At 37.6% G+C, this 15,172-nt stretch carries 25 protein-coding genes; 17 read left to right on the forward strand and 8 right to left on the reverse strand.

The features are described 5' to 3' along the window. Positions 1-15: 15 nt before the first annotated feature. A complete protein-coding gene (locus Q9M50_12735; GenBank protein ID MDQ7091476.1) occupies positions 16-492 on the reverse strand; it encodes a CinA family protein in 477 nt (158 codons plus the stop codon). Positions 493-528: 36 nt separating this feature from the next. Here Q9M50_12735 and mutS point away from each other — a divergent pair, with 36 nt between their 5' ends. From mutS to Q9M50_12790, 11 genes are all read left to right on the forward strand, one after another. Continuing rightward, entirely contained in the window at positions 529-3,093 is a 2,565-nt protein-coding gene (gene mutS / locus Q9M50_12740; protein MDQ7091477.1) for a DNA mismatch repair protein MutS, read from the forward strand. A 484-nt stretch (positions 3,094-3,577) separates the two neighbouring features. Further along, the gene (locus Q9M50_12745; protein ID MDQ7091478.1) at positions 3,578-4,021 is read left to right on the forward strand and encodes a hypothetical protein; all 444 of its coding nucleotides are present in this window, start codon (positions 3,578-3,580) and stop codon (positions 4,019-4,021) included. A 5-nt stretch (positions 4,022-4,026) separates the two neighbouring features. Continuing rightward, positions 4,027-4,371, forward strand: coding sequence for a hypothetical protein (locus Q9M50_12750; GenBank protein ID MDQ7091479.1), 345 nt, complete (start codon positions 4,027-4,029; stop codon positions 4,369-4,371). Positions 4,372-4,418: 47 nt separating this feature from the next. Then, positions 4,419-4,553 carry a hypothetical protein gene (locus Q9M50_12755; GenBank protein ID MDQ7091480.1) on the forward strand — a complete coding sequence of 45 codons (135 nt, stop codon included), beginning with the start codon at positions 4,419-4,421 and terminating at the stop codon, positions 4,551-4,553. Beyond that, complete coding sequence (locus Q9M50_12760) at positions 4,489-5,553, forward strand: AAA family ATPase (GenBank protein ID MDQ7091481.1); 1,065 nt, start codon at positions 4,489-4,491, stop codon at positions 5,551-5,553. Before Q9M50_12755 ends, Q9M50_12760 begins: the two co-directional genes overlap by 65 nt. Then, positions 5,550-5,750 carry a hypothetical protein gene (locus tag Q9M50_12765; GenBank protein MDQ7091482.1) on the forward strand — a complete coding sequence of 67 codons (201 nt, stop codon included), beginning with the start codon at positions 5,550-5,552 and terminating at the stop codon, positions 5,748-5,750. Before Q9M50_12760 ends, Q9M50_12765 begins: the two co-directional genes overlap by 4 nt. 387 nt (positions 5,751-6,137) lie before the next feature. Then, positions 6,138-6,641 (forward strand): transposase family protein, encoded by a 504-nt coding sequence (locus tag Q9M50_12770; protein MDQ7091483.1) that lies wholly within the window; start codon positions 6,138-6,140, stop codon positions 6,639-6,641. Next, on the forward strand, positions 6,604-7,065 hold the full coding sequence (locus tag Q9M50_12775) for a transposase family protein (protein MDQ7091484.1): 462 nt from the start codon (positions 6,604-6,606) through the stop codon (positions 7,063-7,065). Before Q9M50_12770 ends, Q9M50_12775 begins: the two co-directional genes overlap by 38 nt. A gap of 28 nt (positions 7,066-7,093) precedes the next feature. Beyond that, on the forward strand, positions 7,094-7,219 hold the full coding sequence (locus Q9M50_12780; protein MDQ7091485.1) for a hypothetical protein: 126 nt from the start codon (positions 7,094-7,096) through the stop codon (positions 7,217-7,219). A 17-nt stretch (positions 7,220-7,236) separates the two neighbouring features. Next, complete coding sequence (locus tag Q9M50_12785) at positions 7,237-7,434, forward strand: hypothetical protein (GenBank protein MDQ7091486.1); 198 nt, start codon at positions 7,237-7,239, stop codon at positions 7,432-7,434. 210 nt (positions 7,435-7,644) lie between these two features. Continuing rightward, complete coding sequence (locus Q9M50_12790) at positions 7,645-7,953, forward strand: hypothetical protein (protein MDQ7091487.1); 309 nt, start codon at positions 7,645-7,647, stop codon at positions 7,951-7,953. A gap of 98 nt (positions 7,954-8,051) precedes the next feature. Here Q9M50_12790 and Q9M50_12795 read toward each other — a convergent pair whose 3' ends face one another. From Q9M50_12795 to Q9M50_12820, 6 genes are read right to left on the reverse strand one after another with little or no spacing between them, the layout of a single operon-like run. After that, positions 8,052-9,218: a DUF6399 domain-containing protein gene (locus Q9M50_12795; protein MDQ7091488.1), complete on the reverse strand. Its 1,167-nt coding sequence runs from the start codon at positions 9,216-9,218 to the stop codon at positions 8,052-8,054. Continuing rightward, positions 9,215-9,553 carry a hypothetical protein gene (locus Q9M50_12800; protein ID MDQ7091489.1) on the reverse strand — a complete coding sequence of 113 codons (339 nt, stop codon included), beginning with the start codon at positions 9,551-9,553 and terminating at the stop codon, positions 9,215-9,217. The genes Q9M50_12795 and Q9M50_12800 overlap by 4 nt, the downstream gene beginning before the upstream one ends. Before the next feature lie 29 nt (positions 9,554-9,582). Further along, a complete protein-coding gene (locus tag Q9M50_12805) occupies positions 9,583-9,774 on the reverse strand; it encodes a hypothetical protein (protein ID MDQ7091490.1) in 192 nt (63 codons plus the stop codon). Continuing rightward, positions 9,761-10,927: a DUF6399 domain-containing protein gene (locus tag Q9M50_12810; protein MDQ7091491.1), complete on the reverse strand. Its 1,167-nt coding sequence runs from the start codon at positions 10,925-10,927 to the stop codon at positions 9,761-9,763. Before Q9M50_12810 ends, Q9M50_12805 begins: the two co-directional genes overlap by 14 nt. A gap of 39 nt (positions 10,928-10,966) precedes the next feature. Further along, positions 10,967-11,263 (reverse strand): hypothetical protein, encoded by a 297-nt coding sequence (locus Q9M50_12815; protein MDQ7091492.1) that lies wholly within the window; start codon positions 11,261-11,263, stop codon positions 10,967-10,969. A gap of 29 nt (positions 11,264-11,292) precedes the next feature. Beyond that, a complete protein-coding gene (locus Q9M50_12820) occupies positions 11,293-11,469 on the reverse strand; it encodes a hypothetical protein (GenBank protein ID MDQ7091493.1) in 177 nt (58 codons plus the stop codon). 10 nt (positions 11,470-11,479) lie between these two features. Between Q9M50_12820 and Q9M50_12825 the strand changes: the two genes are divergently transcribed. The 6 genes from Q9M50_12825 (at position 11,480) to Q9M50_12850 (ending at position 14,339) form a co-directional block, all read left to right on the forward strand. Beyond that, the gene (locus Q9M50_12825; GenBank protein MDQ7091494.1) at positions 11,480-11,680 is read left to right on the forward strand and encodes a hypothetical protein; all 201 of its coding nucleotides are present in this window, start codon (positions 11,480-11,482) and stop codon (positions 11,678-11,680) included. 110 nt (positions 11,681-11,790) lie between these two features. Then, positions 11,791-12,015, forward strand: a complete 225-nt coding sequence (locus Q9M50_12830) for a hypothetical protein (GenBank protein MDQ7091495.1) — start codon at positions 11,791-11,793, stop codon at positions 12,013-12,015. After that, positions 12,016-12,414 (forward strand): type II toxin-antitoxin system VapC family toxin, encoded by a 399-nt coding sequence (locus tag Q9M50_12835; GenBank protein MDQ7091496.1) that lies wholly within the window; start codon positions 12,016-12,018, stop codon positions 12,412-12,414. It abuts the gene before it with no gap. 424 nt (positions 12,415-12,838) lie between these two features. Next, positions 12,839-13,117, forward strand: a complete 279-nt coding sequence (locus Q9M50_12840) for a hypothetical protein (GenBank protein ID MDQ7091497.1) — start codon at positions 12,839-12,841, stop codon at positions 13,115-13,117. After that, a complete protein-coding gene (locus Q9M50_12845; GenBank protein ID MDQ7091498.1) occupies positions 13,114-13,710 on the forward strand; it encodes a hypothetical protein in 597 nt (198 codons plus the stop codon). The genes Q9M50_12840 and Q9M50_12845 overlap by 4 nt, the downstream gene beginning before the upstream one ends. Before the next feature lie 35 nt (positions 13,711-13,745). After that, entirely contained in the window at positions 13,746-14,339 is a 594-nt protein-coding gene (locus tag Q9M50_12850; GenBank protein ID MDQ7091499.1) for a DUF6399 domain-containing protein, read from the forward strand. Here the strand turns inward: Q9M50_12850 and Q9M50_12855 are convergent. Continuing rightward, positions 14,305-15,165, reverse strand: a complete 861-nt coding sequence (locus tag Q9M50_12855) for a hypothetical protein (protein ID MDQ7091500.1) — start codon at positions 15,163-15,165, stop codon at positions 14,305-14,307. The genes Q9M50_12850 and Q9M50_12855 overlap by 35 nt on opposite strands. Positions 15,166-15,172: the final 7 nt, after the last annotated feature.

Here is a 15,172-nt window from a genome sequence, read left to right on the forward strand (position 1 = left end):
CGATAGCGACGTAAATTAACAACAAACGCCTTCTAATGCTTTAACAATAACCTGTTGTCTAATTTGGTGACGATCCCCTTTAAATAAATAGTGTTTAACAAGGGGATCAGTCGTTTTAGTTTGCCATGCAATAAACACAGTTCCGACAGGTTTTTCTTCACTGCCGCCATCAGGGCCTGCAACCCCTGTTACCGAAATAGCCCAATCAACAGGACTGTACTTTAAAACCCCCGCCACCATTTCTAAGGCCGTCTCCTCACTTACCGCCCCCGATTGATTTAAAGTCGTTTCACTCACCCCTAACATATCAATTTTAGCGCGATTACTATAAGTAATAAAGCCTCGGTCAAACCAATGTGAACTGCCCGCTATTTCCGTTATAACCTGAGAAATTCCGCCTCCCGTACAGGACTCAGCGACCGCTAAGGTTAGCGTTTGTTGTTGTAATTTTTTACCCAATTCCGCCGCTAAGATAATTAATTTCTGATCCATAGTGTTTATCAGCCCTTGTTTAGTTAAAATAGTCGAATGACAACACAAAAAAAATCCACGCAACCTACGCCGATGATGCAACAGTACCTGCACATCAAATCACAGCACCCCGATACGCTGGTATTTTACCGTATGGGCGATTTTTACGAACTTTTTTTTGATGATGCCAAAACAGCCTCACAACTATTAGACATTACCTTAACCAGTCGAGGAAAAAATGCAGGAATGTCCATTCCTATGGCAGGCATTCCTTACCATGCGGCTGAAAATTACATTGCTCGTTTATTAAAACAAAATCAATCGGTCGCCATGTGCGAACAAATTGGGGATCCTGCCACCTCAAAAGGCCCTGTTGAACGTAAAGTCGTCCGAATTATTACCCCCGCCACCGTAACCGATGAAGCGTTATTAGAAGAACGGCACGATAACTTATTAGTCGCGCTTTATGAGGAAAAAAATCATTATGGGCTGGCTTGTTTAGATATTTCCAGTGGTCGTTTTATTTTGCAAGAGGTTAACTCAAACGAGCAACTTCATACCGAACTTGAACGACTGAACCCAGCGGAATTATTAATCAGTGAAGACTGGCAACCCCCCAGCCTTATCAATGAGCAACGAGGCTTATGTAAACGTCCTCCGTGGCATTTTGAGGTTGAAACCGCAAGACAGCGACTGCTTCGACAATTCAACGTTCAAGACTTAAAAGGCTTTGGATGTGAAACCATGTCGCTTGCCATTGCCGCCAGTGGTTGCTTATTGCAATATTTAAAAGATACGCAACAAAATGCGCTCCCCCACTTACAAGGGATTAAAGTTGAAAATAATCATCATTACATCGAACTCGATGCGGCAAGTCGGCGTAATTTAGAATTAGATCGTCATCCATCAGGGCAATTAAACTATACCTTACTAGGAGTTTTAGATAAAACCAGCACTTCGATGGGAAGTCGTTGCCTTAGACGCTGGATTAATCGTCCGTTACGCGATCATGATATTTTAAATGCCCGTTATCAGTGCATTGACAGTTTACTTGAGCAATCTCGTTATCAGGTATTACAAGAAACCCTTCGACAAATCGGGGATATTGAACGTATTAGTTCGCGTATTGCCCTTAAATCCGCCCGTCCTCGTGACTTAGTTACGTTACGACAAACCTTATCGGTATTACCTGAAATACAGCACCAATTAAAGCAACTGGAGAATCCGCATTTAAACGGATTAGCCCAAAAAATAGGCGAACATCCTGTCCTTTTACATTTATTACAACAAGCGATTATTGAAAATCCGCCTGTATTAATTCGGGATGGCGGGGTTATTGCGCGTCATTATAATCATGCGTTAGATGAACTTAGAAACCTAAGTCAAAATGCAGATCAGTTTTTAATTGATATGGAAGTCCGCGAACGTAAAGCGACAGGGATTACGAACTTAAGGGTTAATTATAATCGTGTGCATGGATTTTACATTGAGATTTCACGGCTTCACAGTGATAAAGTTCCCGATCATTACAGACGAAAACAAACCTTAAAAAGTGCTGAACGTTATATTACCGAAGAATTAAAATCATTTGAGGATCAAGTTTTAAGTGCGCGAGGGCAATCCTTAAGTTTTGAAAAAACGTTATATGATGAATTATTAGATATTATCGCCCATGATTTAGCGGCATTACAACAATGTGCTATCGCCTTAGCGGAATTAGACGTTGTGACCTGTTTTGCTGAACGGGCGGATAATTTAGGGTTAAACCGACCTGAATTAAAAATAAATACAGGGCTTGTTATTGAAGCGGGGCGGCATATTGTCGTTGAACAGGTGTCTAAAAATCCTTTTGTTGCTAATGACGTTCATTTTTCACCACAACGACGGATGCTGATTATTACAGGCCCGAATATGGGGGGGAAATCAACGTATATGCGTCAAACGGCTTTAATTGTATTGTTAATTCATATTGGCTGTTATGTTCCTGCAAAATCAGCGAATTGTGGTGTGGTTGATAAAATTTTCACACGGATTGGCGCATCGGATGATTTAGCCAGTGGTCGTTCAACGTTTATGGTTGAAATGTCGGAAACGGCTAATATTTTACATAATGCGACGGCCAATAGTTTAATTTTGATGGATGAAATTGGACGAGGAACGAGTACGTTTGATGGTTTATCCTTAGCATGGGCGGCGGCTGAACATTTGGCTAAAGTGACGAAAGCGTTTACTCTTTTTGCAACGCATTATTTTGAATTAACGACCTTAGCGGATGAGCATAAAACTATTTATAATTTACATTTAGACGCTAAGGAGCATGGGGATAAAATTATTTTTTTACATGCGGTAAAAGAGGGGGCGGCGAATCAAAGTTATGGTTTACACGTTGCGGCATTAGCGGGGGTTCCTCGCTCGGTTATTGAGCAGGCAAAATTGAAGTTACAGCATTTAGAAAATAATGCCTATCAAGAGCAGCAAATAGAAATAGATGATGGGCAAGTTGATTTATTTTCAGCGCAGGCGCATCATCCTGTTTTAAGTCTTTTGGCGAAGATTGACCCTGATGAGATTACGCCTAGAAAAGCGTTGGATTTACTTTATAGGTTTAAAAATTTAGCTTAAACCAGTCGCTCCAGAAGCTTATTTTACGGGTATCCCAACTTAAGATGGAACAATTTTAATTCCTTAGTTTTTTCAAAGTGGAAAAATACAGCATTAAACTATATCTTCTTCAAAATAAATTGCTTTCAAAACCACATCATTAAATGAATTTAATTCTTCAATAAATTCAAGATCACTCTTTAATAAAGAAATAAGTCTAAATCTATCAAAGAGTAAGTGCGTTCTAATTTTAGCTTCTTCGCTAAAATCTCTATTTATATTACGTGCATCATAAGGGATAAATAATGTATTAATGGCTTTATCAAGCCCTGCAATACTATTGTGTATTTTTAAAGGTTTGTCTTGTTTTTCTAACCAGTTTTTACCTGTTGCACACTGAGCTAAAAAGACTTGTATATAGTATCTACTTTAAATCTCAGGGTAAAGATAAAATTTCTAAAATAGATTTGACAACATATCATAAAAGAACGAACATTTACATACTTTGAATATCCACGACCGACAGGCTGAAACTAACGCCATTTATCAAGCGATCGCTCAAATGGAAAGTAGCGAAGCGCAGGATATTGTCAAAAAAATATTCAATCTTATTGAACGCTTAGCCAGTGATAAATTGTCTTTAGAAACTGAATTACAGCAACTTCGTGACGAGGTTAATCGCTTGAAAGGTGAGCAGGGAAAGCCTGATATCAAACCCAATAAAAATAATAAGGGTGATGATATTTCATCCGAAGACGAACGTAAAAAAGCACAAGTTGACGCGCAAAAAGAAACTAATAACGACACTGAAAATACGGACTCGGATAAGAAAAAACGCCGCCGTAAACCCAAGATCCCACGAGTTAAAATCGACCAAACGCTAAAATGCCTACTCGACAAAACTGGCTTGCCTAGCGACTTAGTATCTAAAGGCTTTTTCGTAGCTTAATTCCCATGCTTAAGTCTCAGGAAAAAAGCGAACTTTATCGCAGCGGTATTCTCAACAGTGATTACGGGCAGATTGATGATACCAGTGCGCGAGTCAACGGTGATAACCACTATTGTCAGGTGGTCTGCAATGACTTGTTTACCGCTTATTTCACCACCAAACACAAAAACCGTTTATCGGTTCTGGACGTGCTGACCGATTATGCGCCACGCCATTATATCTACAATCAACAAGCTCAATCCTTGCTTGACGAGTTCAAGTTAGCTGATAAAGCGCGGGCAAAAGTTGATGCTCAAATACCTGTCAATACAGTGATGAATCAAGAAGACAAGCGCGTGCGCGAGACATAAGCTTCCAGACTCGAAATGAGAAAGGCACGAAAATCAAAGACAGTTTTATGAGTCTTGCTGAAACGGCTAAAAAACTAGCCGTGAGTTTTTATGATTATGTTTATGACCGAGTTAGTGGTGAATTCAAAATGCCGTCTATGGCGAATCTTATCGCTCAAAAAGCGCAAAGTTTGCAGGTCTGATATTTGTTTTACCCTGAAATTTAAAGTAGATACAGGAAATTTTTATTATTTTGGAAAAACAAAATATTTTGAAAATGACCTTTATAGAGAAAATGAGGCTTATTTTTCCTCTCTTAAAATAATTGCTTATGGAGCAATTAGGCATTTAAGCAGGTCTTCTATATATGAAACAGGGAATTTAGATACTACGGCTAGTTTATTTGATGAGAACGCAAAATTAATTGATGCAGAGGAATGGTTTTTACGAAAAGACTATGCTGCTCTTATGGAGTCTTCTGTTCAAGAACAAACCCAGAAGCAATTAAAATTAGTTAAAGAAATTTTGCAAAAGGTTTTACCCGATGTAAAAGAGATTGAAATTTCACCTCCAAATGAAGATAACTTTAATCCAAAGTTAATTTTTAGAACCTTTATGGGAGACATGAGATTAGGTGAATTAAGTTTAGGTTATCAATCTATGATTACTTGGATAGTTGATTTTTCAGCTCATTTATTTGAACGTTACCCTAATAGTTCCGATCCAATAGCCGAACCTGCGGTAGTGTTAATTGATGAAATCGACTTACATTTACACCCTAAATGGCAACGTGAAATTATGGGTTATTTAACTAAGCGTTTCACTAATACTCAATTTATTGTCACAGCACACAGCCCTTTAATTGTTCAAGCCGCCGAAAATGCTAATATTGTTGTATTAGAGCGAGATGGTGACGAAGTTAAAATTAAACCTCAAAAAGATGTAATACAAGGCTGGCGTGTTGATCAGTTATTAGCCAGTGATTTATTTGGAGAGATTAGCTCGCGTTCGGAAGAATATGAAAAAAATATGACTGAACGTAGAAAAATTTTATCAAAAGCTAAATTAACACCAAAAGATAAAAATAGACTCGAAGAATTAAAAGTTGAAATGGGAAGTATTCCTACTGCGGAAACCCCTGAAGATATAGGTGCAATGGAGATTATCCGTCGAGCTGCAAAATTATTGGAAGCCAAACAATGATAGCTATTCAGCGGTGTGAAGAACCCGAAAAATTAAAAACAAGCGGGAAACAAGAAACCAAGGCTTTATGTTTGGCTTATCAAGCAGGAAAACATGAGTTTAAATCAAAAGATTTTAAAAGTAGTATTTATGCTCACAAAACTGTTAAAGAAGCTTTGGAGAAAATGCAATATTACAAATGTTGTTTTTGTGAATAAAAATTTCGCCATGTTTCGTATGGAGATGTCGAGCATTTTCGAGCTAAAGCAGGTTATAAACAAAATAGGCAAAATAAACTTAATAAATCTGGTTATTACTGGTTGGCTTACGATTGGGATAATTTATTCTTAAGTTGTTCGAGTTGTAATCAAGAATATAAAAAAAATTTATTTCCTTTACATTTTCCTGAAAAAAGAGCAAAAAATCATAACTATAATAGACTTGTTCTTCTAAATAAAATATATTAAAATCAATTGCTTATATATACTTGATAACATTCACAATCAGTTGATACAGCCTAATAAATAAACTTTAAATTAAATTATTAAAAATAATAAATAAGCTTTATAATAAATTTCTATAAAAAATAAAAATCAAAGTATAACATGAAAATAAAAGAAATTTTACCAAGAATTTATGATGATAGACAGTTAAGAGCTTTAACAGGATTAAAAACAGAACATTTTATTTTACTATTATCTCTATTTGAAAAGACCCTTATTGAAGATCAAAAAGAAAAACATGAAAATAAAGAAAGAAAATACGGTAGTGGTTTAGATAGCACATTAAAAACACCCGCAGACAAATTATTATTTATATTAAATTATATGAAGTGCTATTCTACTTTCGATCACTTAGGGTTTTCTTTTAATATGAATAAATCATGCGCCCATACTCATGTATACAAATTATTTCCAATTTTAATAAAGACGTTAGATATATTTAATGTTTTACCTGCAACAAGTTTTTCAACCCCTGAAGAAATGCAGCAGGCTTTTGGCGGAGTTCAAACATTGATAATAGATGCTACAGAGCTTGCTGTACAACGCCCTAGTGACTATGAAGAACAAAATGAATTTTACAGTGGTAAAAAAACAGCATACAATTAAAAATACCACTATAGCTTCTTTAGGTCATTTAATTTTATATATTGGGGTTAATTTTCCAGGTAAAAATCATGATTATGGAATGTTTAAAAAAGAATTTAATCCAGAATTAAATTGGTTTAGTAATTTTAATATATTTATTGATTTAGGTTATTTGGGGTTTAATAATGAATATAAAACTAATTCGGTAAATATTCCTCATAAAAAACCAAATAAATCTAAGCATAATCCAAACCCAACATTAACAGAAAATCAAAAAAAAGAAAACAAAGAGATGAGTCGTGAAAGAGTCATTGTTGAGCATGTAATCGGTGGAATGAAAAGATATAGATGCCTAGTTGACAAGTTTAGAAATAAAAAAGAAGGTGTAAAAGATTTATTTTCTTTTTTAGCGGCTATCCTATGGAATTTTAACATGATATATTAACTTCTTCTTAAAGAACAAGTCTAATATTTTGGATGAAACACCATTATTAATTAATCCTGCATATATAAATCCAGAAGACTATATTAGCTTTCGTGAAGAAATGCCCTATGCGATTGATAATAATTTTATGGAAAAAATACAATTGAAATATTAGCGTTAGATAGAGAAAAGTTGAATGAATATCGTTTAGAAAAATATGAGGAAATTCAAGAGCTAAATCAATTTGTTCAGATAGCTAAACAATACCCTAATGATTTTGAATTACAAAACCTCGCAAAACAAGCACAATTAAAAATTGATAATGCTGTGACACCACAGGCTGAATATTCAGCCATGATAAAAGCCGCGCTTAATAAAAATCATTCCTGAGACTTTACCTTTAAAAAAACGGCTGTCAACTTAAGATGGGAAAATAACTGATGATGGGTATTAATTTAAGTAAAACTGTTAATTTTAAGTTTACATCGACCCCATTTTTTTTGCAAACAGAGTTTGGAAACAAGTCAAAAATAATATTTTTTAAGAATTGTTTATTGTTATAATAAAAGGTTTTTATATTGTAAAATTGACTTTAGCTTTATGGAAGATTCTAATTATCTTGATTTACCGACAGCAAACAAGCAATTAACAGACTCTCTTGAGAAGTTTGCTGAAATTGTTGCAGAAATTCGTCAAGAATATCTTGTGACTGAACAAAATTATCCTTGGATAATTGGTTTTTCAGGCGGTAAAGATAGCACTTTAGTTACTCATGCTGTTTTTGAAATGTTACTTTCAATCGCCCCTTTAAAACGTACTCGTGATGTTCATATTGTTTCTAATGATACCTTGGTAGAAAGTCCGTTAGTTATTACGCATTTACAAACAACCTTAGCCGTTATTGAATAAGCAGGACGTAATTTACGGCTACCCGTTACAACAATTATTACTCAACCTGAGCTTGAGCAGTCTTTTTGGGTTAATATTAGACTTGTTCGGCTACCAATTTAAGACGGGACATCCAGCAATTTCAAAGGGTTAGAAAACACACGCTTTCGACTATTTCTAGGAAGCGGTAACTCGCCCATTTCATTCAGTAGCCATGAAAACAAGTCTGGAAACTCGGTATCAAATAAACGCATGGCGGCGGTTGTGCCATCCTCACGTTTGATTCCGTAGTTATGAATGACCGTCAACGCGTTTAATCGCTTTTTATTCAAACCTCGCCCATTGCGATACATTTGCGATAAACAGCCATTTCGCCCTTCCACCGCAGATGAACTGCGTTGAAACTGCCTTGCCATATGCTCCGCCAATGTTAGCCATCGCTGCATTTCACTGATTGATAACTTTGCACTAAATGGGTCTGATTTGAGCTTATCAGACGCGGTTTCCCAAGCTTTTCGATAGTTTTCCTTTGACCTGCGGCTTTTAGTTTGTTCCATTTTCTGATGCCAATAAACAACGGGTAATAATGTTGTGGTCAACCAATATTCGGTATCCGCATCAAGCCCCAAATTTTGCAAGGTTTCGCGTACCCAAAGCCACCAAAAACTGATGGATACCGCTAACGGTTTTATTTGATTACGAAACTTTTTCATCACGCCTTTATGATCGTTAATCCCTTGTTTTTCCGCTATTTTTTCAAAGGCTCGCGCTCTTAACTCTAGCAACTTCTCAACCTGTTCCGCATCGTTTCTACGACTATCATTGAGTGAAAAAGGATGAACTTCATCCGCAATCCCTTGTAAGTTTTCGTGATAATCTGTTTGTATTTTTTTGGCTTCTTCAAGCTCTTTTTCAGCCGTTATCCGTGTTGTTTTAAGTCCAATAATTTTCTGCATCGTTGCCGTTTTAGAAACAGTAGACTCTGCGGTTTGCGCTGCTTGCCGCTGTTTTTCAGCCCTTGCTGCACGCCTGCCGATTTTCGCGCCTAACCAGCGACTCATATCTTGTTGAGCATGAAAAATATCTGCCCCCGATTCGCACTTAAACCCCGTCACTGCCATTTTTATCAACGCCTTAGCGCGATCACTAATCGCATGATTAACCTCAATGCCTAATGATTCTAATCGTGGCGAAACCTTTTTATACCAAGTATCGTAGCACCTATCATCGCTAATATCTTCCAACAAAAGATAGCCAGAACGTAAGTCCATTAAAACTAAAATCATAAAGTTGCCGAAAAAGTCTCATCCAGCCCAGCAACAACTTTACGTGTTTGTTTTTTCACACTTTTTTCGCATTCTTGCTGAAACTGCGGCAATAAGACTTCCATTTTATTGATTTGAGTCCGCAGTGCGTCGGGTGATACGCCCACATGGGTGTCAATCCGTATCATTTTAAAAAACAGCGATAAAGTCTCTGCACCTACGCCTGCCTTTAATCCAAAGACATACAAGGCGGAAAACACCATTAATCTTTGCCAAGAACTACCTGCCTCGGTTTCCCATAATGATGATTCAGGATGTCGATTTCGCTTTGTTTGCGCTTGACGATGACGATGCACACTGCTTTTTGAGCGACCAACAATTGAAGCTAAGTTACGAACAGTTTGCTTGCCTGTTGTTGTAATTTCAGCGATAATTGCGTGACTAGCTGCGCGTATTTTCTGTGTTGTTCTGTTTTTTTAGTCATTAACCTATGATACAAGAATATCGCAGTTAGTTCTTTATTTTGTCCCGTCTTAAGTTGGTAGCCACAATGGGCTACCAATTTAAGACGGGACATCCAGCAATTTCAAAGGGTTAGAAAACACACGCTTTCGACTATTTCTAGGAAGCGGTAACTCGCCCATTTCATTCAGTAGCCATGAAAACAAGTCTGGAAACTCGGTATCAAATAAACGCATGGCGGCGGTTGTGCCATCCTCACGTTTGATTCCGTAGTTATGAATGACCGTCAACGCGTTTAATCGCTTTTTATTCAAACCTCGCCCATTGCGATACATTTGCGATAAACAGCCATTTCGCCCTTCCACCGCAGATGAACTGCGTTGAAACTGCCTTGCCATATGCTCCGCCAATGTTAGCCATCGCTGCATTTCACTGATTGATAACTTTGCACTAAATGGGTCTGATTTGAGCTTATCAGACGCGGTTTCCCAAGCTTTTCGATAGTTTTCCTTTGACCTGCGGCTTTTAGTTTGTTCCATTTTCTGATGCCAATAAACAACGGGTAATAATGTTGTGGTCAACCAATATTCGGTATCCGCATCAAGCCCCAAATTTTGCAAGGTTTCGCGTACCCAAAGCCACCAAAAACTGATGGATACCGCTAACGGTTTTATTTGATTACGAAACTTTTTCATCACGCCTTTATGATCGTTAATCCCTTGTTTTTCCGCTATTTTTTCAAAGGCTCGCGCTCTTAACTCTAGCAACTTCTCAACCTGTTCCGCATCGTTTCTACGACTATCATTGAGTGAAAAAGGATGAACTTCATCCGCAATCCCTTGTAAGTTTTCGTGATAATCTGTTTGTATTTTTTTGGCTTCTTCAAGCTCTTTTTCAGCCGTTATCCGTGTTGTTTTAAGTCCAATAATTTTCTGCATCGTTGCCGTTTTAGAAACAGTAGACTCTGCGGTTTGCGCTGCTTGCCGCTGTTTTTCAGCCCTTGCTGCACGCCTGCCGATTTTCGCGCCTAACCAGCGACTCATATCTTGTTGAGCATGAAAAATATCTGCCCCCGATTCGCACTTAAACCCCGTCACTGCCATTTTTATCAACGCCTTAGCGCGATCACTAATCGCATGATTAACCTCAATGCCTAATGATTCTAATCGTGGCGAAACCTTTTTATACCAAGTATCGTAGCACCTATCATCGCTAATATCTTCCAACAAAAGATAGCCAGAACGTAAGTCCATTAAAACTAAAATCATAAGGTTGCCGAAAAAGTCTCATCCAGCCCAGCAACAACTTTACGTGTTTGTTTTTTCACACTTTTTTCGCATTCTTGCTGAAACTGCAGGCAATAAGACTTCCATTTTATTGATTTGAGTCCGCAGTGCGTCGGGTGATACGCCCACATGGGTGTCAATCCGTATCATTTTAAAAAACAGCGATAAAGTCTCTGCACCTACGCCTGCCTTTAATCCAAAGACATACAAGGCGGAAAACACCATTAATCTTTGCCAAGAACTACCTGCCTCGGTTTCCCATAATGATGATTCAGGATGTCGATTTCGCTTTGTTTGCGCTTGACGATGACGATGCACACTGCTTTTTGAGCGACCAACAATTGAAGCTAAGTTACGAACAGTTTGCTTGCCTGTTGTTGTAATTTCAGCGATAATTGCGTGACTAGCTGCGCGTATTTTCTGTGTTGTTCTGTTTTTTTAGTCATTAACCTATGATACAAGAATATCGCAGTTAGTTCTTTATTTTGTCCCGTCTTAAGTTGGTAGCCATTTATTTCACTCAATGATTTAAGTTTGGATGTAGAAAATCCTAGACTGCCTATTTCATTCAGAAAAATAGAAAGAAACAAAGAAAGTATCATTAATTGGTTGCTTGAAGATGCTTCAATTATTGAATTAATGTTAGCGATTGCTCAAAATGATTTTTTCATAGGAGAAGCTCTATTAGCAATAGAAAGCAACACACCCGAAAAATATATTATTGGCAGCTCGTAGGTTAGCTAGAACAATAGTAAACCCCAGCAAAACACCAAATTCAAATACTGGCTTACGTTTTTTATATCGTAAACAACTAACCATCTCAAAATAAAAAGTAGGTACATATTATGATTGCATTACGTCAACTTCATTCATTAGAACAAGATACCCTCACTATAAAAATTCCCCCCGAATTTAAACAATACCATCAAGCTGAAATAATTATATTACCCATAGAAGAAAAACAAACTAAAAATAACGATACCGAAACCTTTATCAAACAATTTGCAGGCGCAATTACTGATTTTCCTGAAATTGAAACCGAAGGATTACCCGAAGAAAGAGATTTTTAAATGCGTTATTTACTGGATACCAACATCTGCATCGCCTTTTTTAAAAATCATCCTACCGTTATTGAAAAAATTAGAACAATCGGTATAGAAAACCTACTGCTTTGTTCACCTGTAAAAGCAGAACTATGGTACGGAGCGTGTAAAAGTGAACGAACAACAGCCAATAAAATAATATTACAAGAATTCTTTACACAGTTTTCAAGCCTAGCATTTAATGATGAGGTTATTGAACAATACGGAGAAATTCGTGCTTTTCTAGCAAAATCTGGAAATATAATCGGTGCAAATGATTTACTCATTGCAGCAATTGCGACAACACATCAAACAACTTTAGTCACACATAATGTCAGAGAGTTTAAACGTGTACCTAATTTAATCATAGATGACTGGCTGGCTTGATTTCTCGTTCCCAACGAAGACGTTGGGAACGAGGTAAAAACAGTTTTACGATAAAAAGTCATGAATATCTATTTTTAGGAGTTAAGCATCAATGAATAATAATATAAAATTTATTTCACTCAATGATTTAAGTTTAGATAGAGAAAATCCTAGACTGCCTATTTCATTCAGAAAAATAGAAAGAAACAAAGAAAGTATGTATCTACTTTAAATCTCAGGGTAAAGATAAAATTGGCTACCAACTTAAGACGGGACAAAATAAAGAACTAACTGCGATATTCTTGTATCATAGGTTAATGACTAAAAAAACAGAACAACACAGAAAATACGCGCAGCTAGTCACGCAATTATCGCTGAAATTACAACAACAGGCAAGCAAACTGTTCGTAACTTAGCTTCAATTGTTGGTCGCTCAAAAAGCAGTGTGCATCGTCATCGTCAAGCGCAAACAAAGCGAAATCGACATCCTGAATCATCATTATGGGAAACCGAGGCAGGTAGTTCTTGGCAAAGATTAATGGTGTTTTCCGCCTTGTATGTCTTTGGATTAAAGGCAGGCGTAGGTGCAGAGACTTTATCGCTGTTTTTTAAAATGATACGGATTGACACCCATGTGGGCGTATCACCCGACGCACTGCGGACTCAAATCAATAAAATGGAAGTCTTATTGCCGCAGTTTCAGCAAGAATGCGAAAAAGTGTGAAAAAACAAACACGTAAAGTTGTTGCTGGGCTGGATGAGACTTTTTTCGGCAACTTTATGATTTTAGTTTTAATGGACTTACGTTCTGGCTATCTTTTGTTGGAAGATATTAGCGATGATAGGTGCTACGATACTTGGTATAAAAAGGTTTCGCCACGATTAGAATCATTAGGCATTGAGGTTAATCATGCGATTAGTGATCGCGCTAAGGCGTTGATAAAAATGGCAGTGACGGGGTTTAAGTGCGAATCGGGGGCAGATATTTTTCATGCTCAACAAGATATGAGTCGCTGGTTAGGCGCGAAAATCGGCAGGCGTGCAGCAAGGGCTGAAAAACAGCGGCAAGCAGCGCAAACCGCAGAGTCTACTGTTTCTAAAACGGCAACGATGCAGAAAATTATTGGACTTAAAACAACACGGATAACGGCTGAAAAAGAGCTTGAAGAAGCCAAAAAAATACAAACAGATTATCACGAAAACTTACAAGGGATTGCGGATGAAGTTCATCCTTTTTCACTCAATGATAGTCGTAGAAACGATGCGGAACAGGTTGAGAAGTTGCTAGAGTTAAGAGCGCGAGCCTTTGAAAAATAGCGGAAAAACAAGGGATTAACGATCATAAAGGCGTGATGAAAAAGTTTCGTAATCAAATAAAACCGTTAGCGGTATCCATCAGTTTTTGGTGGCTTTGGGTACGCGAAACCTTGCAAAATTTGGGGCTTGATGCGGATACCGAATATTGGTTGACCACAACATTATTACCCGTTGTTTATTGGCATCAGAAAATGGAACAAACTAAAAGCCGCAGGTCAAAGGAAAACTATCGAAAAGCTTGGGAAACCGCGTCTGATAAGCTCAAATCAGACCCATTTAGTGCAAAGTTATCAATCAGTGAAATGCAGCGATGGCTAACATTGGCGGAGCATATGGCAAGGCAGTTTCAACGCAGTTCATCTGCGGTGGAAGGGCGAAATGGCTGTTTATCGCAAATGTATCGCAATGGGCGAGGTTTGAATAAAAAGCGATTAAACGCGTTGACGGTCATTCATAACTACGGAATCAAACGTGAGGATGGCACAACCGCCGCCATGCGTTTATTTGATACCGAGTTTCCAGACTTGTTTTCATGGCTACTGAATGAAATGGGCGAGTTACCGCTTCCTAGAAATAGTCGAAAGCGTGTGTTTTCTAACCCTTTGAAATTGCTGGATGTCCCGTCTTAAATTGGTAGCCTCTATCCGCAATCGACTCTGATAAGCCCTCTGCTCTAATGGCTTCTTTTAAAATCCGTTCGCGTACAGCAATCATTTCATCGTTAATGAACATGTGCATGTGTATAAACGCGGGCGTATCACCTGTATAGTTATTAACCCCATTAAAGGCCGCTACCATAAATTCCGTTTGTTTTTTAACCAGCGATTCTTTAGATTTACCAAGAAAAAACGTCTCCAGCCACGGCTCTTCAAACATGACCTCATAAAAGCGTTGATGGACTTTATATATAACGGCTTCCCCTCCAATATCCGTTAATAATTCCAAATCATCATCACGATGACTCTGATTATTAATAGCCTGCGAGTCTTTTATCGAAACCATCGCCTGTTCCATAATATCGCTAACCTCATCAAACACTTCATTCCACGCCTGTTCTAATGTCTCGTCATAAGCGGGTCCTAAATGTTGTGCGAGTGCTTTCAATAAGGCTTGTTTCATTAGTGGAAAATGTTTAATTTCAGCCCCATACTCTACTAAATGACGCTCCCCTGTTTTAGAAACGGAGTCTTTAATTTTTTCTAAATGCTTAACATGTTTAAGCATCGCTAACATATTGATAAATTTTCGGTTTAAAAAAACGACATTACCCGAAAAAATAGTTTTTAATTGTATATCCAGAATAAATAATTCTTTATAAAACAATCGTGACAAGGTATTCATCTCATCGGTCAATTGGTCAATGCAGTTTTTAACGATTAAGCGATTGTTCATAATAAAAAAGGGGGGGTAAAAAATAGCAAAAAAAAACCAAGTAGGGCGAAGTGTTATTCGCACTCTACTT

It is taken from the genome of Methylococcales bacterium (assembly GCA_030949405.1).
Taxonomy (GTDB): domain Bacteria; phylum Pseudomonadota; class Gammaproteobacteria; order Methylococcales; family Methylomonadaceae; genus WTBX01.